The sequence below is a fragment of the Pseudomonas sp. NFPP25 genome (genome assembly GCF_900116505.1).
GTDB classification, from domain to species: Bacteria; Pseudomonadota; Gammaproteobacteria; order Pseudomonadales; family Pseudomonadaceae; genus Aquipseudomonas; species Aquipseudomonas protegens.
In genome coordinates this window covers 1,172,330-1,195,001 of the sequence record NZ_FPBG01000001.1, presented here as the reverse complement: position 1 = coordinate 1,195,001, position 22,672 = coordinate 1,172,330, and the positions used below count along the sequence as shown (strand labels likewise).

Sequence of the window (22,672 nt, the reverse complement as noted above, 5' to 3'; positions counted from 1 at the left end):
TAATCGCTTCAGCCGCGCCCGCCGCGGCCTTCGAAGCTTATTGGAGATAATAATAATGAACTGCCTGCAAGCTGCTTGTGCCCCACGTCCCGTCCCATCGCCCCGCGCCCTGCGCCTCACCGACTGCTGAGGTGCACCATGACGACCAGTACTGAACGCAAAGGCATCCAACTGACGCGCTCGCTGAAGAGCCGGCACATTTTCATGCTGTCCCTGGGCGGCGTGATCGGCACCGGGCTGTTCATGGGCTCCGGAGTCACCATCAACCAGGGCGGGCCCTGGGGGGCGATCCTCTCCTACCTGGTGGCCGGCTTCCTGATGTACCTGGTAATGGTCTGCCTGGGCGAGCTGTCGGTGCAGATGCCGGTGTCCGGCTCGTTCCAGGCCCACGCCACCAAGTACATCGGCCCGGCCACCGGCTTCATGATCGGCTGGGTCTACTGGATGAGCTGGGCCACCACCGTGGGCCTGGAGTTCACCGCCGCCGGCATGCTGATGCAGCGCTGGTTTCCCGGGGTGCCGGTCTGGTACTGGTCGGCGCTGTTCGTGGCCTTGCTGTTCGGCATCAACGCCCTGGCCACCCGGGCCTTTGGCGAGGCCGAATACTGGTTCGCCGGGGTCAAGGTGCTGGCGATCCTGAGCTTTATCGTGGTGGGCGCGCTGGTGATCTTCGGCGTCATCGACCTGCCCAGCGGCGCCCCGGCGCCGATGTTCGACAACCTCAAGGGCGACTCCCTGTTCCCCAACGGCCTGCCGGCGGTGTTCGCGGTGATGATGACCGTGGTCTACGCCTTCCAGGGCTGCGAGATCATGGGCGTGGCTGCCGGTGAAACCGACCAGCCGGAAAAAAGCATTCCGCGCGCCGTACGCAACGTGGTGTTTCGCGTGCTGATCTTCTACGTGCTGGCGGTGATGGTGCTGGCGGCGATCATTCCCTGGCAGCAGGCCGGGCTGGTGGAGAGCCCCTTCGTCCAGGTATTCGACATGGTGGGCATTCCCTACGCCGCCGACCTGATGAACTTCGTGATCCTCACGGCGATTCTTTCGGTGGGCAACTCCGGGCTGTATGCCTCCACGCGCATCCTCTGGGCCATGTCCAAATCCGGCATGGCGCCCAAGGCCCTGTCGCCCCTGAGCAAACAAGGCGTCCCCCTGCGCGCCCTGTTCATCACCCTGTGTTTTGCCCTGATCTCGCTGATGACCAGCTTCATCGCCGCCGACACCCTGTTCATGGTGCTGATGGCGGTGAGCGGCATGGCCGGCACCGTGACCTGGATCGTCATCGCCCTGGCCCAGTACCGCTTCCGTCGCCAGTTCCTGCGCGAAGGCGGGCAACTGGAGCAGCTCAAGTACCGCGCGCCCTGGTTCCCTCTGGTGCCGCTGCTGTGCATCGTCCTGTGCAGTTCGCTGTTCGTGTTCCTGGCCCTGGATGAAACCCAGCGTCCGTCGCTGTACTGGGGGTCGGGCTTTATCGCCCTGTGCTATGGCGCTTACTACCTGATGCAACGCAAACGCCAATTGCAACCTGCAGCCGCTGTGTAGGAGCCGGCTTGCCGGCGAAGGGGCCCGGGAGACATGCAGCGCCTGGGCGGACGCCTTTGCCGGCGTTTGCGGCTAGAGGGACGGGGTAGATATTCATTCCTGCGGTCATGGCCGCTGGTGGTTTCGCCTTTACAGCGAGGTTGACGGGGTACATATCCGTTGCTGCGGGTGCGGCCACTGGCGGTTTCGCTCTTACAGCGACTCACTTTTTTCAAACGCCAAAAAAGTAAGCAAAAACGCTTGCCCCTCCATGGGCCCCTCGCTAGGGCTCGGGGTTCCCTCTCTCCGGCATTGCTCCGGGGGCCGCCGCCAACCGGCCATCCATGGCCGGGTGGCGGCTAGCTCGGCATCCCTGCCGAGCTGCCCCCTACGCAACGCCTACGCTCGGCCGGCTGGGAAGGGGCCTGAAGATCAAGATCAAGATCAAGAGCAAGATCAAAAGCCAAGCGCGTTTTACGCGCTTTTCGTAGGAGCCGGCTTGCCGGCGAAGAGGCCCGCAAGCCTTGCATCGCCAGGGCCTGCGCCCACGGGGGCAACCACCGCAACTCCCTGTAGCCGCTGCCGCAGGCTGCGAGCGGCTTGGGCGACATGCCGACGCAGGAGACGCGGCGGTCTTGAAGGCGCCCAGGGTCTGCCTGAGGACCGCCAAGCAAGGCCCTGCGGTCCTTTGCGCAGCCTCGCAGGCTCGGCAGCGGCTACAGAGCCCGCGCGGGAGGTTGTAGGCGGTTGTTCGAAGTTGTAACAGAGGCGCCCGAAGCAACGATTGAATCTGATTAATGTTTATTTAAAACAATAAGTTATGTGTGTTTTCCGGAATGAGGATTGGCCTCGATCAACCAATTGCCGCCTTGTTGAACACTCGTTTAGTATGGCGCTCACGTCACCTCCCTCACGCCAACCACAATAATTCGAGGACGCACATGACCCCTTCATCGTCGCTGCTCAGCCGGGTCGAAGCCGGCGTAGCCTGGATCACCCTCAACCGCCCGGAGCAACGCAATGCCCTGGACATCCCCACCCTCAAGCAACTGCATGCCTTGCTGGAGCACTGCAACAGTGACCCGGCGGTACGGGTGCTGGTGCTGACCGGCAGCGGCCGCAGTTTCTGCGCCGGGGCCGATCTGGCGGAATGGGCCGAAGCCGAGGCCCGGGGCGCCCTGGAAAGCTACGGCTGGACCGAAACCGCCCACGCCTTGATGACCTGCCTGCACAGCCTGGACAAACCCACCATCGCCGCCATCAACGGCACGGCGGTGGGCGGTGGCATGGACCTGGCGCTGTGCTGCGACCTGCGGGTGGCGGGGCAGTCGGCGCGCTTCAAGGCCGGCTACACCAGCATGGCCTACTCGCCGGACGCCGGGGCCAGCTGGCACCTGCCGCGCTTGATCGGCAGCGAACAGGCCAAGCGCCTGCTGTTCCTCGATGAGCTGTGGAGCGCCGAACGCGCCCTGGCCGCCGGTTTGGTCGGCGAGGTGTGCGCCGACGAGCAACTGATCGGCAGCGTCAGCGAGCTGGCGGCGCGCCTGGCCACGGGCCCGACCTTCGCCTTTGCCCAGACCAAGAAGCTGATCCGCCAGGGCGCCGACCGCAGCCTGGCGCAGCAACTGGCCGCCGAACTGGCCGCCGGCCTGCTCTGCGGGCGCAGCGCCGACGGCGCCGAAGCCCTGCGTGCCGTCAGCGAAAAACGCCCGCCACGTTTCCAAGGGTTGTAGGGGCGGTCGGGCGGCGTTCCGCTTGCCGGCGAAAGGGCCCCTGGGCCATGTGCCCATTTTGTAGGAGCCGGCTTGCCGGCGAAGGCGCCCGCAAGAACAGCGCCTGATTCAAGGGCCCGTTCGCCAGAAAGCTGGCTCCTACGGGACGGTGTTTTTCGCCAGATCGTCCTGCTAGATCACTGGTTTTTTTGCACCGTCACTCACTCACAGGTAGCGCCATGAATTTCCAACTCAGCCAAGAACAAGACATGTTGGTGGACGCGGTTCGCAGTTTTGTCAGCAAGGAGTTGCTGCCCCACGAAGAGGCGGTGGACCGCGCCGATGAGGTCAGCGCCGACCTCGCCGGGGAAATCCGCAGCAAGGCCATCGCCGCCGGTTTCTATGCCTTCAACATGCCCGAGGAAGTCGGCGGCGGCGGTCTGGACTATCTGTCCCAGGCGCTGATCGAGCGTGAGCTGGCCAAGTGTTCCTGGGCCCTGCATGTGTTCGTTGCCCGACCTTCGAAAATCCTCATGGCCTGCACCGGCTCGCAGATCGGCGACTACCTGCTGCCCTGTGTGCAAGGGCGCAAGGTCGACTGCTTCGCCCTGACCGAACCCGGGGCCGGCTCCGACGCCAATGCGATCAAGACCCGCGCCGTGCGCGACGGCGGCGACTTCGTGCTCAACGGCAGCAAGCACTTCATCAGCCACGCCGGGCATGCGGATTTCGCCATTGTCTTTGCGGTCACCGGCACCTATGAGCACAACGGCCGCCAGCGCAACGCGGTGACTTCGTTCCTGGTGGACCGCGACACCCCGGGCCTGACCATCCGCCGTGGCCCCAAGTGCGTGAGCAACCGCGGCTACCACACCTTCGAGATGTTCTTCGATGACTGCCGGGTACCGGCTTCCAAGGTGCTGGGGGAGGTGGGCAAGGGCTGGGAAGTGGCCAACGCCTGGCTCACCGCCGGGCGGGTGATGGTCGCCGCCAACTGCGTCGGGCAGGCCCAGCGCGCCCTGGATGCCTCCCTGCAATGGGCCGCGGACCGCAAGCAGTTCGGCCAGGCCATCGGCAGCTACCAGGGGGTGTCGTTCAAGCTGGCGGACATGGCCACGCAGATCCGCGCCGCCGAGCTGTTGACCCTGCACACCGCCTGGAAGATGGACCAGGGCAGCATGACCGATGGCGAGGCCGGCATGGCCAAGCTGTTCGCCAGTGAAGTGCTGGGCCGGGTGGCCGACGAGGCGGTGCAGATCTACGGCGGCATGGGCCTGATGGACGAAGGCCCGGTGGAGCGCATCTGGCGCAACGCGCGGATCGAGCGGATCTGGGAAGGCACTTCGGAGATCCAGCGCCACATCATTTCCCGTGAACTGCTGCGGCCGCTGATGCGCTGAGCGCCCTGGAGAATTGCCGTCATGTCCCAGACTTTGCGTGACAATCTCAAGCGCCTGCTGGCCCCAAGGCACCTGGCTTTCGTCGGTGGGCGCAGCATGGCCCGGGCCCTCAAGCGCTGCGCCGAAGGCGGTTTTACCGGGCCCATGTGGCTGGTCAACCCGCAGCATGCCGAGCTCGACGGCGTGCCGTGCGTGGCCAGCATCGAACAGCTGCCCTGCGGCCCGGATGCGGTGTTCGTCGCCACCAACCGCGAGCTGACCCTGACCTGCGTCGCGGCGCTGGCGGCCAAGGGCGCCGGCGGGGCGATCTGTTACGCCTCGGGCTTTGCCGAAACCGGCGCCCAGGGCCAGGCCCTGCAACAGCAATTACTGCAGGCCGCGGGCGACATGGCGCTGCTGGGCCCCAACTGCTACGGCCTGCTGGACTACCTGCACAGCGCCGCGCTGTGGCCGGTGGCCCATGGCGGTCAACCCGTGGAACGCGGTGTGGCGGTGCTGACCCAGAGCGGCAACTTTGCCTACAACCTGTCCATGAGCGATCGCTCGCTGCCGGTGGCCTACATGGCGTCGGTGGGCAATCAGGCGCAGCTGGGCATTGCCGAGCTGATGGACGTGCTGCTGGACGAACCACGGGTGACCGCCATCGGCCTGCACCTGGAAGGCCTGAAGAACGTGCCGGGTTTTGCCCGGGCGGCGCATAAAGCCCTGGAGAAGGGCATACCCATCATCGCCCTGAAGACCGGGGTGTCGCAGATCGGTGCCGAGCTGGCCTTGAGTCACACCAGTTCGCTGTCGGGATCGGACGCGCTGTACGACGCGCTGTTCCAGCGCCTGGGGGTGATCCGGGTCAGCGGCCCGGTGAGTTTTGTCGAAACCTTGAAAGCCGCCTCCTGCGGCCAGTTGCCAGCTGGCCCGCAGCTGATGGCCCTGGCCTGTTCCGGGGGCGATGCCGGGCTGATCGCCGACTACGCCGAGCGCAACGGCCTGCAGTTGCCCAAGCTGGATGCCGGGCAATGCGCCGAGCTGGCCCAGGTGCTGCCGGGCTACGCCAATCTGGTGAACCCGCTGGATTTCACCACCGCGATCTGGGGCGATGCCCAGGCCTTGCAAGCCATGCTCGACACGGCGCTGCGTACCGAGGCCGACAGCGCCATGCTGGTGCTGGATTACCCGGCCGAATTCACCGGCGAGCGCAAGGAATGCGACCTGCTGCTGGAGCTGTTCTGCGCGGCGCTGCAACGCCACGGCAAGCGTGGTTTTGTCACTTCGGCCTTTCCTGAACTGCTGCCGGCCAGCGCCCGCGAGCGTTTGCACGGCCACGGCATTCCCGCCTTGCAAGGGGTTGAGGACGGTCTGGCGGCCTGGGGCCGGATCGTCGCCTATCAACAGCGACGTCCGGCACTGCTGGCCCTGGGTGAGTCGGCCCTGGTGCCGTTGTGTCCGGCAGCCTTGGACGGCAGCCATGTGCTGCTGGATGAGTGGCAGTCCAAGCAGGCTTTGCGCGGCTTCGGCCTGAGCATCCCGGACGGCGTGTTGACCACCCCCGGACAGGCCCTGAGCGCGGCGGCGGGCATTGGCTACCCGCTGGTGCTCAAGGCGGTGAGCGCCGAGCTGCCGCACAAGACCGAGGCCGGGGCGGTGGCCCTCAATCTCAAGGACCCTGAAGCCCTGAGCGCCGCATTGCGGCTGATGCGCACGCGGATTGCCGAGCATGCGCCGGGGCTGGCCTTTGAACAGATCCTGCTGGAGCCCATGGCCGCGGCGCCCCTGGCGGAGCTGATTGTCGGCATCAAGCGTGAGAACGACTTCGGCCTGGCCCTGGTGATCGGCGCCGGCGGGGTGCTGGTGGAACTGCTCAAGGACAGCCGCAGCCTGCTGCTGCCCACCACCGAAGGGGCGATCCGCCAGGCCTTGCTCAGCCTGCGCAGCGCTACCTTGCTGCAAGGCTTTCGCGGGCGCCCCGAGGCCGATCTTGAGGCCCTGGTGGCGGCCATCGGCGCGGTGGCGGACTACGCCTGCGAACACGCCGGGCAACTGCTGGAACTGGATGTGAACCCATTGTTGGTCGGTGCCCAGGGCACCGTCGCGGTCGATGCGTTGATTCGCCTTGGCCAGGCTTGAGGAGAGAGACATGCACGATCAGACCTTGACCGGTGGCCAGGCCCTGGTGCGGCTGCTAGCCGGCTACGGCGTCGACACGGTGTTCGGCATTCCCGGGGTGCACACCCTGGAGCTGTACCGCGGGCTGCCCGGCAGCGGCATCCGCCATGTGCTGACCCGCCACGAGCAGGGCGCGGGCTTCATGGCCGACGGTTACGCCCGGGTCAGCGGCAAGCCCGGGGTGTGTTTCGTCATCAGCGGCCCGGGGGTGACCAACGTCGCGACCCCCATCGGCCAGGCCTACGCCGACTCGATCCCGCTGCTGGTGATTTCCAGCGTCAACCACAGCGCCAGCCTGGGCAAGGGCTGCGGCTCGCTGCACGAAACCCAGGACCAGCGGGCGATTACCGCGCCTATCACCGCCTTTTCGGCCCTGGCCCTGAGCCCGGAAGATTTGCCGGAGCTGATCGCCCGGGCCTTTGCCGTGTTCGACAGCGAGCGTCCGCGCCCGGTGCACATCAGCGTGCCCCTGGATGTGCTGGCAGCCAAGGTCGCCCGGGACTGGACCGGCGAAGTGCGGCGACGCCCCGCTCGCGGTCCGGCTGCGGCGGTAGATATCCAGCAAGCGGCGGACACACTGCGCAACGCCAAGCGGCCGATGATCATTGCCGGTGGCGGCGCGTTGCACGCCGCCGAGCAACTGCGGGCTCTGAGCACCCGGTTGGGCGCGGTGTTTTTCAGCAGCGTTGCCGGCAAGGGCCTGCTGCCGGACGAGGCTCCACTGAACGCCGGGGCGACCTTGTGTGTCGAGCCCGGCTGGCAGTTGATCAGTCAGGCCGACGTGGTGCTGGCGGTAGGCACCGAGATGGCCGACACCGACTATTGGCGCGAGCGCCTGCCGCTGAACGGCGAGCTGCTGCGCCTGGATATCGACCCGCGCAAGTTCAATGACTTCTACCCGTGTTCGGTGGCCTTGCACGGCGATGCCCGCGCCACCCTGGACGCACTGCTGCTGGCCTTGGAGCAACAGGTCACGCCTGCCACGGCGGCGATTCATGCGGTGGCCGATCTGCGCCAGGCGGTGCAGAACGGGCAGGGGCCCTTGCAGCAGATTCACCGCTCGATCCTGCAACGCATTGCCGCCGAGCTGCCGGAGCACGGCTTTATCGCCAGCGACATGACCCAGCTGGCCTACAGCGGCAACTACCTGTACCCGACCCGGGCCACCCGCAGCTGGCTGCATCCCACCGGCTACGGCACCCTGGGCTACGGCTTGCCGGCGGGCATCGGCGCCAAGCTCGGTGCCCCCGAGCGTCCCGGGCTGGTGCTGGTGGGCGATGGCGGTTTTCTCTACACGGTGCAGGAACTGGCCACGGCGGTGGAGGAGCTGGACAGCCCGCTGGTGGTGCTGCTGTGGAACAACGACGCCCTGGGGCAGATCCGCGACGACATGCTGGACCTGAACATCGAGCCCATTGGCGTGCTGCCGCGCAATCCGGATTTTGCCGCCCTGGCCCGGGCCTTTGGTTGCAGCGTCAGCCAGCCCGCCAGCCTCGATGAGTTGCAGCAGGAGCTGCGCAGCGGCTTTGCCCGCAATGGCCTGACCCTGATCGAACTCAAGCACGCCTGCGCGCGCTGACCATCCCTTTTGCCTGGAGCTTGTGCATGCGTTTTTCTCGACTGACCCAACGTATTGCCGGAGACGGCGCCGCCGCCTGGGACATTCATTACCGGGCCCTGGCCAAGCGCGAACGCGGCGAAGAGGTCTGGTTGCTGTCGGTGGGCGACCCGGATTTCGACACCCCGCAACCCATCGTCCAGGCGGCCATCGACAGCCTGCAGGCCGGCCACACCCATTACGCCGATGTGCGCGGCAAGCGCGCCTTGCGCGAGGCCATCGCCCGCCGCCATCAGCAGCGCAGCGGGCAAGTGGTGGATGCCGAGCAGGTGGTGGTGCTGGCCGGTGCCCAGTGCGCCCTGTACAGCGTGGCCCAGTGCCTGCTGGACCCGGGTGACGAAGTGATAGTGGCCGAGCCGATGTACGTCACCTATGAAGCAGTGTTCGGCGCCTGCAATGCCCAGGTGGTGCCGCTGCCGGTGCGGGCCGAGGACGGCTTTCGGGTACAGCCCGAGGCGGTGGCCGCGCGCATCACCGGCAAGACCCGGGCCCTGGTGCTCAACAGCCCGCACAACCCCACGGGCGCCAGTATCCCCCGGTCCACCTGGGAAGCCCTGGCGGCGCTGTGCATCGAACATGACCTGTGGCTGATCTGCGACGAGGTCTACAGCGAGCTGCTGTACGAGGGCGAGCATGTCAGCCCGGCCAGCCTGCCGGGCATGGCCGAGCGCACCGCGACCCTCAACAGCCTGTCCAAGTCCCATGCCATGACCGGCTGGCGCCTGGGCTGGGTAGTGGCGCCGACGGCCCTGGCCGCGCACCTGGAAAACCTCGCCCTGTGCATGCTCTACGGCTCACCGGAATTCATCCAGGACGCCGCCGTGGTGGCCCTGGAACAGCCCTTGCCGCAGCTGCAAGAGATGGCCCAGGCCTATCGCCAGCGCCGGGACCTGGTGTGCGACTGCCTGGCCGATTGCCCCGGTGCCCGGCCGTTGAAACCCGATGGCGGCATGTTCGTCATGGTCGATATCCGCGCCACCGGGCTCAGCGCCCAGGCCTTCAGCGAGCGCCTGCTGGATGAGCAGGGCGTCTCGGTGCTGGCTGGCGAAGCCTTCGGCCCCAGCGCCGCCGGGCATATCCGCCTGGGGCTGGTACTGCAAGCGGATGACCTGCGCGAAGCCTGCCGGCGCATCGCCTTGTGCGCCCGGCAGTGCCTGGCCGAACGCGATGCCCCTGTTACTGTGCAACCTGTCTGAGGAAGCTTCATGAATGTGTTGATCGTCCACGCCCACCCCGAACCGCAGTCCTTCACCGCCGCCTTGCGTGACCAGGCCCGCAGCACCCTGGAGGCCCAGGGGCACCAGGTACAGGTCAGCGACCTGTACGCGATGAACTGGAACCCGGTGGCCAGCGCCGCGGATTTTGCCTCCCGGGACAACCCGGACTACCTGGTGTATGCCCTGGAACAGCGCCTGGGGGTGAAGAACCAGAGCATTGCCGCGGATATCCAGGCCGAGCTGGACAAGCTGCTGTGGGCCGACCTGTTGATCCTCAACTTCCCGGTGTTCTGGTTCTCGGTGCCGGCCATGCTCAAGGGCTGGATCGACCGGGTGCTGGTGTCGGGGGTGTGTTATGGCGGCAAGCGTTTCTATGACCAGGGCGGGCTGGCGGGCAAGAAAGCTCTGGTGACCCTGACCCTGGGCGGGCGCGAGCACATGTTCGGCGAAGGCGCGATTCACGGCCCGCTGCAGGACATGCTGCGCCCGCTGCTGCGCGGCACTTTGGCCTATGTCGGCTATGACGTGCTGGAACCCTTCGTGGCCTGGCACGTGCCCTACATCAGCCAGGAGGCTCGCGAAGCCTTCCTGCACAGCTACCACCAGCGCCTGCAGCACCTGGCGGACGACCAGCCCCTGGTTTTCCCGCGCCTGGACCAGTTCGATGAAGCCCTGTACCCCTTGCCGGCCTGAAATCCCCACCGCCGATACGCCTTCCTCCGTAGGAGCCGGCTTGCCGGCGAACAGACCCTTGAGCCTTGTGCTGCTCTTGCGGCCGCCTTCGCTGGCAAGCCAGCTCCTACACGAGCGTCCGCGGCGATACGCCTTCCTCCGTAGGAGCCGGCTTGCCGGCGAACAGGCCCTTGAGCCTTGTGCTGCTCTTGCGGCCGCCTTCGCTGGCAAGCCAGCTCCTACATGAGCGTCCGCGGCGATACGTTTGCCTCGGTAGGAGCCGGCTTGCCGGCGAACAGGCCCTTGAGCCTTGTGCTGCTCTTGCGGACGCCATCGCTGGCAAGCCAGCTCCTACACGAGCGTCCGCGGCGATACGTCTTCCTCCGTAGGAGCCGGCTTGCCGGCGAACAGGGCCTTGAGCCTTGCGCTGCTCTTGCGGCCGCCTTCGCTGGCAAGCCAGCTCCTACACGAGCATTCCCGGCGATAGGGAGTTCTTCGGGGGCGCTGCGCAGGCTGGCCGTTAGGGGCGCGGGCTGGTCCACGCCGCGGGGTTGACCAGGTTCGGTGGGCGCTGGCCGGCCAGGGCCGCCAGCAGGTTGTCCACCGCGCAGCGGGCCATGGCTTCGCGGGTTTCGTGGGTGGCCGAGCCGATGTGCGGGGTGGCCACGACGTTGGGCAGTTGCAGCAGCGGGGAGTCGTGGTCCAGCGGCTCGCGCTCGAAGACGTCCAGCCCGGCGCCGCGAATCCGCCGTTGTTGCAGGGCTTCTATCAGCGCCGCTTCATCCACCACCTTGCCCCGGGAAATATTGATGAAGATGCTTTCGGGGCGCATCAGGGCGAACTCCCGGGCGCCGATCAGGCCCTGGGTGCGTTCGGTCAGGGGCAGGGTCAGGCAGATGAAGTCGGCTTCCTCAAGCAGTTGCTCCAGGCTCCGGTACTGGGCATTGAAGCGTTGCTCCACCGCGGGCTTGGGCCGGGTGCTGTGGTAGATCAGCGGCATGCCGAAGCCGAAATGCCCGCGCTGGGCCAGGGCTTCGCCGATGCGCCCCATGCCGATGATGCCCAGGGTCTTGCCGTGGACATCCGTGCCAAAGTGCGCCGGCCCGATGTTGCGCTGCCATTGCCCGGCGCGCACCAGGTTGGCCAGTTCCACCACCCGCCGGGCGGTCGCCAGGATCAGCGCGAAGCCGGTGTCGGCGGTGGTCTCGGTGAGCACGTCGGGGGTGTTGCTGAGCAGGATGCGGCGCTGGGTCAGGTAGTCGATGTCATAGTTGTCGACCCCCACCGAAACGCTGGCCACCGCCCGCAACCGGGGCGCCAGGTCCAGCAGTTCGGCGTCCAGGCGCAGGCTGGCGCCCAGCAGCCCGTCGGCGCTCGGCAGCGCCTGGCGCAGGGCATTCAGCCCCGCCGCGTCGAGGGTTTCGATCAGGGTTACCTGCGCCTGCTCCTGCAGGCGGGCCATCAGCGTTGGGGAGAGTTTCTTGTACAGCACCAGGTGTTTTTTCATGGGGTTCTCTAGACCGTTTCAAGGGTGGGCCAGGCGCCGGCGCAGGGGCAGGGCCTTGGCCTGCGGCTGGTCGGCACCGGGTTTGAGCAACAGGGTCAGCAGTACCGAGAGCAGCAGCGCGCCGCTCATCAGCAGGTAGGAGGCGCCGGGGGAGCCGGTGGCGCTGTTCAGGTAGCCCACCAGGTAGGAACCGCCGAAGGAGCCCAGGGCGCCCATGCTGTTGATCAGGGCCATGGCGCCACCGGCGACGTTGGCCGGAAGGATCTCCGGGACGATGGCGAAGAACGGCCCGTAGGGCGCGTACATGCAGGCCCCGGCGATCACCAGCAGGCTGTAGGACCACCAGAAGTGCTCGGCCCCCAGCAGGTAGGAACCGTAGAAAGCGATGGCCGCCACCAGCAGCGGCGGCCAGACGAAGCGCTTGCGCTTCTGGGTGCGGTCCGAGCCCCAGGACACCGCCAGCATGGCGATCACCGCCGCCAGGTAAGGCAGCGCCGAGAGCCAGCCGGCTTCCACCATGTCCATCTGCGCGCCGTGCTTGAGGATCGACGGCAGCCACAGGACAAAGCCGTAGACCCCGATGCTCCAGCAGAAGAATTGCAGGGCGAGGATGATCACCTTGGGCGAGCGGAACGCCTCGGCGTAGTTCTTCACCGCCTTGATCCCTTGCTGTTCGGCGGCCAGGGCGCTTTCCAGGTCGCGTTTTTCGTCCTGGCTCAGCCACTGCGCCTGGCTGGGCCGGTCATCGGCCAGGCGCCACCAGATAAAGGCCCAGATCACCGCCGGCAGGCCTTCGATGATGAACATCCAGCGCCAGCTGAAGTGCTGCACCAGGTAGCCGGAGACCACCGACATCCAGAGCATGGTCACCGGGTTGCCGAGGATCAGGAAGGTGTTGGCCCGGGAGCGTTCGGCGCGGGTGAACCAGTGGCACAGGTACACCAGCATCGCCGGCATCACCGCGGCCTCTACCACCCCCAGCAGGAAGCGGATGCCGATCAGCATGTAGGCGTTGGCGACTATCCCGGTGAGGGTGGCCAGGCCGCCCCAGAGGATCAGGCTGACGAAGATCAGCTTCTTCACGCTGCGCTTTTGCGCGTAGATCGCCCCGGGCACCTGGAAAAAGAAATAGCCGAGGAAGAACAGCGCCCCCAGCAGCGAGGACAGGCCGGGGGTGATCTGCAGGTCGTCGGCCATGCCCGAGGCCGCGGCGAAACCGTAGTTGGCGCGGTCCAGGTAGGCCAGGCTGTAGGTGATGAAGACGATGGGCATGATGTACCACCAGCGGCGGGTGGCGAGTTTGAGCGTGTCCATGAAAGTTCTCCTGAGCTTGTTGTTTTTGTCGGAGCAGGTGGTTCGTGGTGTTCGGTCACTGCAGGAGCCGGCTGGCCGGCGAAGGGGCCCTTGGGGCATGTGTCGCCGGGCGGGCGTCTTCGCTGGCAAGCCAGCGCCTACAGGGCGCTGGCGGTTTTCAGGCTGGGCGTGTGCTCCGGTAGTTCGTGGCGCAGGGGCAGGCCTTCCATATCGCCACGGCTCTGCACCGCGCGGCTGCCGATCCAGTTGGCCCGCTGCACCGCTTCGAGGATGCCGCGGCTTTCCAGCAGGGCGCTGATCAGGCCCACGGCAAAGCCGTCGCCGGCGCCTACGGTGTCCACCACCTGGGCCACCGGCACGCCCTCGACGAAGCCGGCATCCAGCTGGGTGCGGTAGTAGGCGCCGTGGGCGCCGAGCTTGATCACCACGGCTTCGGCGCCCTGGTCCAGGTAGAAGGCGGCGATGTCCGCCGGGTCGTCGCGGCCGGTGAGCAGGCGGCCTTCGGCGAGCCCCGGCAGTACCCAATGGGCCAGCGCCGCCAGCCGGTTGATCTCGCGGATCATCAGCGCTTCGCTGGGCCACAGGGCGGGGCGCAGGTTGGGGTCGAACGACACGCTGTGCCCGGCGCTGCGCTGGGTGTGCATCAGGTGGCCGGACAGCTCTCGGGCCGAGTCCGAGAGCGCCGGGGGAATGCCGGTGGCGTGCAAGTGGCGGGCCCGCAGCAGGGCCGGGTCGAGGTCGCCTATGGCCAGGTGGCTGGCCGCCGAACCGCGGCGGAAATACTCGACCCGCGGGTCGTCGCCGCCGTCTTCCCGGGACTTGAGCTGAAAGCCGGTGGGATGGATCGGGTCGCAGCGCACGAAACGGCAGTCCAGGCCTTCGGCGCGCAGGGTGTCGAGCACGAAGCGCCCCAGGGAGTCGTTGCCTACCCGGCTCAGCCAGGCCACCTTGAAGCCCAGGCGTGCCAGGCCGATGGCCACGTTGCTGTCGGCCCCGGCGATGCGCTTGTGGAAGTGCTGGACCTGGGCCAGGTCGCCGCCGTGTTCGGCAACGAACATCGCCATGGTTTCGCCGAACGAGAGGATATCGATATCAGGCATCTGCATGCTCCAGGCGCGATTGGCCAAGGTGGGCCAGCAGGCTGACCTGCTCGGTGGTCACTTGCAGCAGGTCGGTGCCTTGCAAGGGGTATTCCACGGCCCGGGTAATACCTTGAGTCATGTGCCGCAGCAGTTGTTCCCATTGATGCAGCTCCGGGGCGCCGGGCGGTATGGCCACCAGCTTGCCGTCGACCCGCAGGCGCACCGCCTTGCAGTGCACGTAGGCCACGTGCCGGCCCAGCAGGCGCGCGGCGTTGAGCGCCGATTGCTCCTGCCATTGCCAGTTGCCGATGTCGAAGGTCATGCGCAGCGGCAGGTTCAGCGCCTCTACCGCGCTGAAAAAGCGCTGGAACGGCTCGATGCGCCCGCCGTGGGCGGTCTGGTCGTTCTCCACCAGCAGGGCCAGGGGCTGGCGAAACAGCAGGCTGGCCAGGCTGCGCAGGTCGTGGTGTTCGCGAAAGTGCCCGAGGGACACCTTGAGCCGCTTGGCGCCGAACTCTCGGGCCCGTTGCAAGGTGGCGCTCAGTTGCGGGTTGGGCTCGCTGCGCTCGGCCTGCCACAGCTCCAGGGGCGAGGAAAACACGCTTTCCAGGCCGTGCTCCGCAGCGCTGCGGGCCAGCTCGGCGGGCTGCTCATGGGTCAGCAGTTCTTCGCGCCATTCGATGCAGGACGCGCCGGCGGCGGCCACCAGGGGAATGAAATGCGCCTGACCCTGTGCGCGCACAAGGTCTGCGCCGTAGCTGGACAAACTGATGGATACGGGGGATTGCTGCATGTTCCTGACCTCTGAAACCGGTTTCATTTTTGTTCGAGAAAAAAGTGGTGGGCCTTGCCCCCACTGTTACAACCGGGTGGAGCCGCGCACGATCAACTGCGCCGGAAAATCCACCACTCGCGCCGGGGAATCGTCGCCCCGCAGGCGCTTGAGCAGGCATTCGAAGGCACTGGTGCCTATGGCTTCGGTGGGCTGGGCCAGGGCCGTGATGCCATTGCCCACCAGGGGGTACCAGTCCAGGTCGTCGAGGGCGATCAGGCCCACGCCTTCGAACAGCGGGCACTCCAGCTCACGCAGGGCACGGGTGGCGGCCAGGGTCGCCACGCCGTTGGCGCAGAACAGCGCCTTGGGCCCGGGGCCGGGGGCGGCGAGAAAGGCTTGCAGCTGGCTGGTCAGGTGGCTGCCGGTTTCCAGCAGTTGGCCGCGCAAGGCCGGACGGCGCTCGATCTCGGCCTGGAAACTGGCGCTGCGCTCCAGCCGCGAGCTGGTGCCGTCATGGGGTTCGCTGACCAGCAGCAGGTCGCGATAGCCCTGCTGCTGCAGGTGGTCGAGGGCGCTGCGCACCGCCGCCGGGTTGTCCAGGCCCACCAGGTCGGCCTGCAACTGCGAGAGCTTGCGGTCCACCAGGACCATGGGCATCTCTTCCTGCAATTGCTGCAACTGTTCCAGGTGGTGGCCCAGGGTGTTCACGATCAGGCCTTCGATGTTGTAGGCCCGCAGGTTGGCCAGGTGCCTGGCTTCCTGTTCGTCGTCGCGGTCGGTGTTGCACACCACCAGACTGTAGCCGTGCTGGCGGCAGGCGGTTTCCACGCCATGCATCACGGCAATCGAATAGGGGTTGCGGATATCGGCCACCAGCATGCCGATCAGGCGGGTGCGCCCGCGCTTGAGGCCGCGGGCCATCTGGTTCGGGCGGTAGCCCAGTTCGCTGATGGCCTGATCGATGCGCAGGGCAATGGCATCGGAGAGCAGGGCCCGGTCCTCGCCGATAAAGCGCGACACGCTGGCCTTGGAGACCCCGGCGCGGCGGGCGACATCGAGCATGGTGACGCGGCTGCGCTGGGCGGCGGAAAACTGATTCACGGGCGACGACCTTGTTTTTGGAATTATGGGTTCCAGTTGCGCTGAAACCGGTTTCAGGAAACCGCAAAAGCGCTTCGGCCGTCAATAGTGCAGAGGCAGGAAATAGCATCCACGCAGGTCGGTGGCTGACCAACGGTCGCGTTCAGGGGCGGCCCAGGTGCTGTTCCAGGTAGGCCAGCAGGGCGCTGTACAGGGCATCCACTTCAGGGGCCAGGCCCCTGGCACGCAGGCAACCGTGCACCAGCCCCAGGCCCGGGTACAGCTGGCTTTGCCCACCGGCTGCGAGCAAGTGCTGGTGATAACGCTCGCCGTCATCGCGCAGCGGGTCGAACTGTGCCAGGGCGATAAAGGCCGCGGGCAGGCCGGCGAACTGTTGCGCCAGTAGCGGCCGGGCATAGGCCGAGCGCTGCTGCGGGCCGGGCAGGTACAGGGCCTGGAAACAGTCCAGGTCGCTGCTGCTGAGCAAGGGCGCGTCGGCGCACTGGCTGCGCGAGGGCAGGTTGGCGGCGCCACCCAGGCCGGGGTAGACCAGCACCTGGGCCGCCGGCCCGGGTTCGCCGGCATCGCGCAGGGCCAGGCACAGCGCTGCCGCCAGGTTGCCGCCGGCGCTGTCGCCCATCAGCACCCGGCGCTGCGGGTCCAGTGGCAGGGGCAGCAGCCCTTGTTCCAGGGCCCGCCAGACCCCCAGGCAATCGTCGAAGGCGGCGGGGAACGGGTGCTCCGGGGCCAGCCGGTAGTCCACGGCGATCACCAGTATTCCCAGCTCGCTGGCCAAGCGGGCGGTGATGAACTCGTGGGAGTCCAGGCCCCCCAGCACCCAGCCGCCGCCGTGCAGGTACAACAGCCAGGGCCAGCCCGAAGGCGCAGCCGGGCGCTCGGGGTGATACAGGCGCAGTGGCACCCCGGAAAGTTGCAGCTCCTGTACCGCCAGCCCGGCAGGGCGAGGCGGGGTGAAGGCCCGGCACATGCGCTCGTAGCTGTCGCGCAGGCCCTGGAAGCTGCTGTCGACGCTGGTGTAGCTCAGGGTTCGCTGGACAAAGGCCGCCAGCTCGGCAGAAAGCGGGTAATGGTTCATGGACAGTCCTGGAGTGTGGGAGCCGGCTTGCCGGCGAAGGGCCCGTGAGACCGCCTGCGCCGGCAAGCCGGTTCCTGCAGAGGGTGGCTACAGGCTCGCTTTGACCGCTGCCACGCCATCGCCGCCGTCGAAGGTGGTCACCCCCGCCAGCCAGCGCTGCAGGTCCTCGGGATGCTCGCGCAACCATTGCCGGGCCACCTCCTGGGGTGATTGGCGCTGCATGATGGGCACCATCAGCTGGCTTTCCTGGGCTGCGGTGAAGCTCAGGTTCTTCAGCAGCCGGTCGACGTTGGGGCAGCGCTCGGCATAGTCCGGGGCGGTCACCGTGGACACCGTGGCCGCGCCTTCGTTGGGCCCGTACACGTCCTCGCTGCCGGTGAGGTAGGTGATGGCCAGGTTGATGTTCATCGGGTGCGGGGTCCAGCCGACGAACACCACGAACTCCTTGCGGTTGATCGCCCGCTGCACCGCCGCCAGCATCCCGGCCTCGCCGGACTCGATCAGCTTGAAGCCCTTGAGGCCGAAATGGTCGGTGTCGATCATGGTCTTGATCGTGGTATTGGCGCCGCTGCCGGGTTCGATGCCGTAGATCTTGCCCCCCAGCTGCTCCTTGAAGCGGGCGATGTCGGCGAAGGTCTTCAGGCCCGCTTGCGCCACGTAGTCCGGCACTGCCAGGGTCGCCTGGGCATCGGCCAGGCTGGGCTGGGCCATGACCCTGACCTGCCCGGCGGCCAGGAAGGGCGCGATGTTCTGGTCCATGGCCGGTTTCCAGTAGCCGAGGAAGATGTCCAGGCGCCGGTCGCGAATGCCGGCGAAGATGATCTGCTGCACCGCGCTGGTCTGCTTGCTGTCGTAGCCCAGGCCGCCGAGCAGCACGTCGGCCATGGCGCTGGTGGCGATCACGTCGGTCCAGTTGACCACGCCCATGCGCACGGTCTTGCAGGCGGCGGGCTCGGCGGCCCAGGTCGGGGCACTCAGCAGGAAGCTGGCGCAACAGGCCAGGAAACAACGCTTGAACGGTGTTTTCATCGGAGGCTCTCGTGGGGCAGTGGTTTTTGTTCGGGGCGGCGTCTTGTTGCGCCGTGTGCGCCACCCTACAGCGCCCCGGTGCCGAGCCAAAGGCACTGGAGCGACCGCCCGTTGCACTGTGGCGACCTCAGGCCCACAGGCTCATCCAGGTGGATGCCAGCAACAGCAGGGCCATGCCCCGATTGAACGCCTGCAGCGCCTGGGGCGAGCGCAGCCAGCGCGCCGAACCGGCCCCCAGCAGTGCCCAGGCGCCCAGGCACGGCAGGGCGATGAGGAAAAACACCAGGGACAGCCACAGCGCCCGCCACTGTCGGTCGGCCTCGGTACCGGCGAACACGCTGACCACCGCCAGGGCCATCATCCAGGTCTTGGGGTTCACCAGTTGCAACGCGGCGGCGCCGGCCAGCCCCAGGCGGCGAGGCTGCCCGGCACTGGCATCCAGGACGCTGGCCGGAGCCTGCCAGATCTGCCAGGCCAGGTAGCTGAGCCACAGTAGCCCGAGCCACTGCATGGCCTGCTGCACCTTGGGCCTGCCGGCGAGCCAGTCGCCCAGGCCGGCGCCCACCAGCAGCACGATCCCGGCCGCGGCCAGCGCCGCGCCGAGGATGATCGGCGGCGCCGCCCGCAGGCCATGGCGGGCGCTGTTGTTCAGCACCAGGATATTGGTCGGCCCCGGGGTGATGGAGGCGACGAAGGCAAACAGCACAAAGGGCAGCAGGGTCGAGAGAGACAGGGGCATGGCGGGCAACTCCGGTAAGTGATCGGCAGTTGATCCTGGCCCAGGTGCTTTCAGGCGTCTGGAAGCTTTGTGCAGCGCTTGCGATACAACGCCGGGCTCAGCCCGTAGGCACGCATGAACCAGCGCCCCAGGTGGCTCTGGTCGGCAAAGCCCAGGGCCGTGGCGACCTCGGCCGGCGCCGCGCCTCCGGCCAGCAGGCGGCGTGCCCGACTCAGGCGCAGTTGCACCAGGTAGGCATGGGGTGGCAGGCCGAAGGCGGCCTTGAAGGCGCGGCTGAGGCGAAAGCGGTCGACCCCGCAGGCCTGGCTCAGGGCTTCCAGGCTCAGGTCCTGGGCCAGGTGCGCATGCAGGTAGTCCCGGGCCCGTTGCGCCACCAGCGGCAGGCGCGGGTCCTGGGCGTAGCGCCGGCGCCAGTGCAAGTGCCCGGTCAGTTGTTCCAGCAACTGGTCCAGGGCGCTCTGGCGGACGATGCGCAACTCGCCATGGTGCAGGCTGTGAAAGGCCGCGCTGGTGGCGCGGGCCAGGCGCGGATCGCTGGCCAGGGTACTGCCGAATGCCAGTTGGGCATTGGCCGGCGCCTCGGCGAACAGCGCCCCCAGTTCGCGCTCCAGCCACTGCGGGTCGAGGTACAGCATGCGGTAGGTAAAGCCGCCCTCGGTGGGGGCCTCGCCGTCGTGGATTTCCCCCGGTTCCAGCAGGAACACCTTGCCCGGCGTGCTCTGGTGCCGGGCCCGGCGGCAGTTGAACTGCTGCACCCCTTGCTCGGTGACGCCCACCAGGTAGCTGTCGTGCCAGTGCGGGTCATAGGCGTGGCCGGTGAAATGGGCCCGCAGGGTCTCGATGCCGGTGTCGGCATCCTGGGCCAGGTCGATCCAGTTGGGCGTGGTCATGGGGCGGTCCGTGGGGCGTGGCGGCAACCCTGGCAGTTAACGCCGGTGCCAGGGCTGGGGTCTAGAAGTTTTGTGCAGCCTCAACTGAACAGCCCGGCGGCGATATTGATCGAGAAACCGAGGATCGCGGTGTTGAACAGAAAACCGATCAGCGACTGGGCGAGGACGATCTTGCGCAGCTCGCGGGTGGCCACGCCGACGTCCGAGGTTTGCACCGCCACGCCGATGGTGAAGGAGAAATACAGGAAGTCCCAGTAGTCCGGGTTGGTCGGGCCTTCGGCAAAGCGCAGCGCCGGTTCCTTGCCGTCCCAGGTGTAGTACAGGCGCGCGTAGTGCAGGCTGAAGATCACCCCCACCAGCAGCCACGAGCCGATCACCGTCAGCCCGGTGAAGCCGTAGTGGACCAGGCGCTGGGTGCTGTCCAGGTCCTTGCTGCCCACCAGCTCCAGGGTGATCGCCACCAGGCTGGCGATGGCCGCCACACAGACGATCAACAGCACCAGGCCGGCGTTTTCATCCTCGGCTTCGGCGATGCGCCTGACCTCATCGGCCCGGGCCCGAACGGTGAGCCAGAGCATCAGTGCCAGGTAGCTCCAGACAGCGGCGTTCCAGCCAATGAGGATCTTGCCGGTCAGGGTCTGGGCAGGAGCGAGCAGACCAATGGCGCAGCCGATCAGGACGCCGATGGTCAAGCGGGGGTGGGTGCGGATGACGACGGACATGGGCATTTTCGCGAGAGTGGAAGTGGCCAAACCTTAGCATGGCGCCTGGCTCCCGGGCCCGCCCAATGGCGAACGTGCACCCGCATCCCCGGCCGGCCTCGAACTCAGGCCGGCGGGGCAGGCTGCTATCAGAACTGGTAAGTGAAGGCTGTCTGAATACCGGTCACATCACTGCCACCTGGCTGCTGCGCCCAGAACACGCCCGTATGCACGGCGCTGTGTTCGTTCAGGGCATAGCTCACTCCCGTGCCGGCCCCCAGGCGAGCGTCGTGCTGTTTTCCGGCCTGGTAGGTGTAGCGCCCCAGGTACTCCATTTGGGCTTGAAAGGCATCGCGCTTGTTGCGCAGGTCCTGGGTCAGTTCCAGGTTGGCACTGAGTTCCAGCTGCCGGGTGAGCTTTTTGGCGCCCCGCACACCGAGGTTCAGGCTGGTGGTCGTGCGGCCCATTTTCGCGTAGCTGGCCGCAAACACCGCGCCGCTGTTTTCACGATAGCCCTGGCGGCTGACCTGAGTCTGGCTGAGGCCCAGATACGGCGTCAGGGTCATTGCATTGAGCATCACGCCGTAGGCGCCTTCGATGCTCAAGGACTTGCCGCGCAGGCTCGAACGTCCTTGGCCGGCCTCGGTGTAAGCCAGTTGTTCGCGTGTGATATCGACCTTGGAAGACACATAGGCTGCGGCCACACGGCCCTGCCAACCCAGCCCATGACCTGTTTCGTCAACGGCGGCGAAGAGGGCGACCGCCGGTGCTGCCGACCCTGCCTTGGCGTAGTTGTCCGGCAGTTGCCGATCGAGGTCCTGATCCAGGGTGACGCCAAGGCGCAGATGCTCGGTGGGACGAACCCCCAGGGTCAGGCTCATGCTGGTCTGCCCGGCCACGCCGTTGCGGCTGTAGCTTGGGCCTACACCGATACAGAATGAGCCACTGTCGATCTGGCATTCCTGGCTCATCAATCGAGCCAGTTGTTCGCTGCGCAAATCGAGCATCCCCCAGGCCCGATTGGCGTTCTTGGCCATGGCGGTGCGGGTGTTGTCCAGGTCGATGAGGTGGGAACCTGTTTCGGTGATTTTCCATAGCGCGGCGTGCGTGGCACCTTCGCCCGTAAGGCTGATACCCACGACAACATTGCCGTCAGCGGAGACGCCGGTCGCCGATGACGTTCCACCACCCAGGGTGCCCAGGTCGACCATGCCGCTGGCATCGGTGTGCCGGAATGCATGGGGATCGCCAGTGGCCGTCGCAGCTGTACCCACGACGACGCGACCGTCGGCAGAAGCGCCATAAGCAAAGGAAGGGCCACCCCATGAGCCCAGGCCGACCATGCCGGTGGTGTCAGAGTGTTTGAACGCTTGAGTGTCGCCTGTAGCTGTCTGGGCCGTTCCCACGACAACATGGCCGTCAGCGGAGATGCCGAATGCCAGTGAGGTCTGCCCTCCCAGGGTGCCCAGATCGATCATGCCGCTCGCGTCGGTGTGCTTGAAGGCGTGTTTCAGGCCTGTGCTGGAGTCGATATTCGCGTATCCCACGACGATGCTGCCGTTCGCGGACACGGCGGTGGCAAAGGAGACGCCGCTGTTGTCCGCCTTCAGGGTGCCCAGATCGATCATGCCCTTCGCGTCGGTGTGTTTGAACGCACGATAGTAGCTATTGGTTGCAGACGAATAGCCTACGACAACCGCGCCGTCAGCCGATACGCCTGTCGCCTCTGACATCCCCTCTCCACTCAACGTGCCCAGGTCGACCATGCCGGTTGCATCGGTGTGCTTGAAGGCGTGAGTGTGGTTACTGGAGAGGGCGGCGAACCCCACGACCACCTTGCCGTCAGCGGATACGGCCTTGGCATGGGATTGATTGCCACCCAGTGTGCCCAGATTGACCATGCCGGTCGCATCGCTGTACTTGAACGCATATTGATTGCCGCTCGTGAACTCAGTGCCGACGATGAAACGGCCGTCAGCCGATACACCGTAGGCGACGGAGTCATCAACGCCTAAAGAACTCAGGTCGATAGTAATGTCGGCACAGGACTGTGCTGAATAAATCATTCCATAGATCAGTGTTAGTGCGGCTGTTGCAAAAGGCGATTTCAATGTAATGAACCTGGCGATAAAGTAAATGATTACAGCGGCCTGAGTAAT

The 22,672-nt window shown here is 66.6% G+C and carries 18 protein-coding genes; 7 read left to right on the top strand and 11 right to left on the bottom strand.

The genetic code is table 11. The features are described from left to right. The first annotated feature begins 138 nt into the window (after nt 1-138). The 7 genes from BM382_RS04935 to BM382_RS04905 all read left to right on the top strand — a co-directional run bounded on the left by BM382_RS04935 (nt 139) and on the right by BM382_RS04905 (nt 10,321). Nucleotides 139-1,542: an amino acid permease gene (locus BM382_RS04935; RefSeq protein ID WP_072442088.1), complete on the top strand. Its 1,404-nt coding sequence runs from the start codon at nt 139-141 to the stop codon at nt 1,540-1,542. A 920-nt stretch (nt 1,543-2,462) separates the two neighbouring features. Beyond that, nucleotides 2,463-3,254, top strand: a complete 792-nt coding sequence (locus BM382_RS04930; protein WP_011061006.1) for an enoyl-CoA hydratase/isomerase family protein — start codon at nt 2,463-2,465, stop codon at nt 3,252-3,254. Nucleotides 3,255-3,472: 218 nt separating this feature from the next. Beyond that, nucleotides 3,473-4,633, top strand: coding sequence for an acyl-CoA dehydrogenase family protein (locus BM382_RS04925; protein ID WP_072442085.1), 1,161 nt, complete (start codon nt 3,473-3,475; stop codon nt 4,631-4,633). 21 nt (nt 4,634-4,654) lie between these two features. Continuing rightward, nucleotides 4,655-6,754, top strand: a complete 2,100-nt coding sequence (locus BM382_RS04920) for an acetate--CoA ligase family protein (protein WP_019093509.1) — start codon at nt 4,655-4,657, stop codon at nt 6,752-6,754. A 10-nt stretch (nt 6,755-6,764) separates the two neighbouring features. Beyond that, nucleotides 6,765-8,372, top strand: coding sequence for a 5-guanidino-2-oxopentanoate decarboxylase (locus tag BM382_RS04915; protein WP_072442083.1), 1,608 nt, complete (start codon nt 6,765-6,767; stop codon nt 8,370-8,372). A 26-nt stretch (nt 8,373-8,398) separates the two neighbouring features. Further along, complete coding sequence (locus BM382_RS04910) at nt 8,399-9,607, top strand: pyridoxal phosphate-dependent aminotransferase (protein ID WP_072442081.1); 1,209 nt, start codon at nt 8,399-8,401, stop codon at nt 9,605-9,607. Between the two features lie 9 nt (nt 9,608-9,616). Then, nucleotides 9,617-10,321 carry an NAD(P)H-dependent oxidoreductase gene (locus BM382_RS04905; RefSeq protein ID WP_072442079.1) on the top strand — a complete coding sequence of 235 codons (705 nt, stop codon included), beginning with the start codon at nt 9,617-9,619 and terminating at the stop codon, nt 10,319-10,321. A gap of 499 nt (nt 10,322-10,820) precedes the next feature. On the opposite strand, the gene BM382_RS04900 is transcribed toward BM382_RS04905, so the two are convergent. From BM382_RS04900 to BM382_RS04850, 11 genes are all read right to left on the bottom strand, one after another. Further along, on the bottom strand, nt 10,821-11,807 hold the full coding sequence (locus tag BM382_RS04900) for a 2-hydroxyacid dehydrogenase (RefSeq protein WP_011061011.1): 987 nt from the start codon (nt 11,805-11,807) through the stop codon (nt 10,821-10,823). A gap of 18 nt (nt 11,808-11,825) precedes the next feature. Next, nucleotides 11,826-13,121 carry an MFS transporter gene (locus BM382_RS04895; protein WP_015635407.1) on the bottom strand — a complete coding sequence of 432 codons (1,296 nt, stop codon included), beginning with the start codon at nt 13,119-13,121 and terminating at the stop codon, nt 11,826-11,828. A gap of 137 nt (nt 13,122-13,258) precedes the next feature. Further along, complete coding sequence (locus BM382_RS04890; RefSeq protein WP_072442076.1) at nt 13,259-14,221, bottom strand: sugar kinase; 963 nt, start codon at nt 14,219-14,221, stop codon at nt 13,259-13,261. Beyond that, nucleotides 14,214-14,996, bottom strand: a complete 783-nt coding sequence (locus tag BM382_RS04885; protein WP_072442074.1) for a sugar phosphate isomerase/epimerase family protein — start codon at nt 14,994-14,996, stop codon at nt 14,214-14,216. The genes BM382_RS04890 and BM382_RS04885 overlap by 8 nt, the downstream gene beginning before the upstream one ends. A gap of 66 nt (nt 14,997-15,062) precedes the next feature. Further along, entirely contained in the window at nt 15,063-16,079 is a 1,017-nt protein-coding gene (locus BM382_RS04880) for a LacI family DNA-binding transcriptional regulator (protein WP_072442071.1), read from the bottom strand. A gap of 142 nt (nt 16,080-16,221) precedes the next feature. Then, nucleotides 16,222-17,154: an alpha/beta hydrolase gene (locus BM382_RS04875; protein WP_072442069.1), complete on the bottom strand. Its 933-nt coding sequence runs from the start codon at nt 17,152-17,154 to the stop codon at nt 16,222-16,224. Between the two features lie 87 nt (nt 17,155-17,241). Continuing rightward, entirely contained in the window at nt 17,242-18,183 is a 942-nt protein-coding gene (locus BM382_RS04870) for a choline ABC transporter substrate-binding protein (RefSeq protein WP_072442067.1), read from the bottom strand. Between the two features lie 127 nt (nt 18,184-18,310). After that, nucleotides 18,311-18,922: a LysE family translocator gene (locus BM382_RS04865; protein ID WP_072442065.1), complete on the bottom strand. Its 612-nt coding sequence runs from the start codon at nt 18,920-18,922 to the stop codon at nt 18,311-18,313. A 50-nt stretch (nt 18,923-18,972) separates the two neighbouring features. After that, a complete protein-coding gene (locus BM382_RS04860) occupies nt 18,973-19,812 on the bottom strand; it encodes an AraC family transcriptional regulator (protein WP_015635414.1) in 840 nt (279 codons plus the stop codon). 80 nt (nt 19,813-19,892) lie between these two features. Further along, the gene (locus BM382_RS04855) at nt 19,893-20,534 is read right to left on the bottom strand and encodes a DUF1345 domain-containing protein (protein ID WP_011061020.1); all 642 of its coding nucleotides are present in this window, start codon (nt 20,532-20,534) and stop codon (nt 19,893-19,895) included. A gap of 128 nt (nt 20,535-20,662) precedes the next feature. Beyond that, complete coding sequence (locus BM382_RS04850) at nt 20,663-22,624, bottom strand: HAF repeat-containing protein (RefSeq protein ID WP_239690389.1); 1,962 nt, start codon at nt 22,622-22,624, stop codon at nt 20,663-20,665. Nucleotides 22,625-22,672 lie beyond the last annotated feature (48 nt).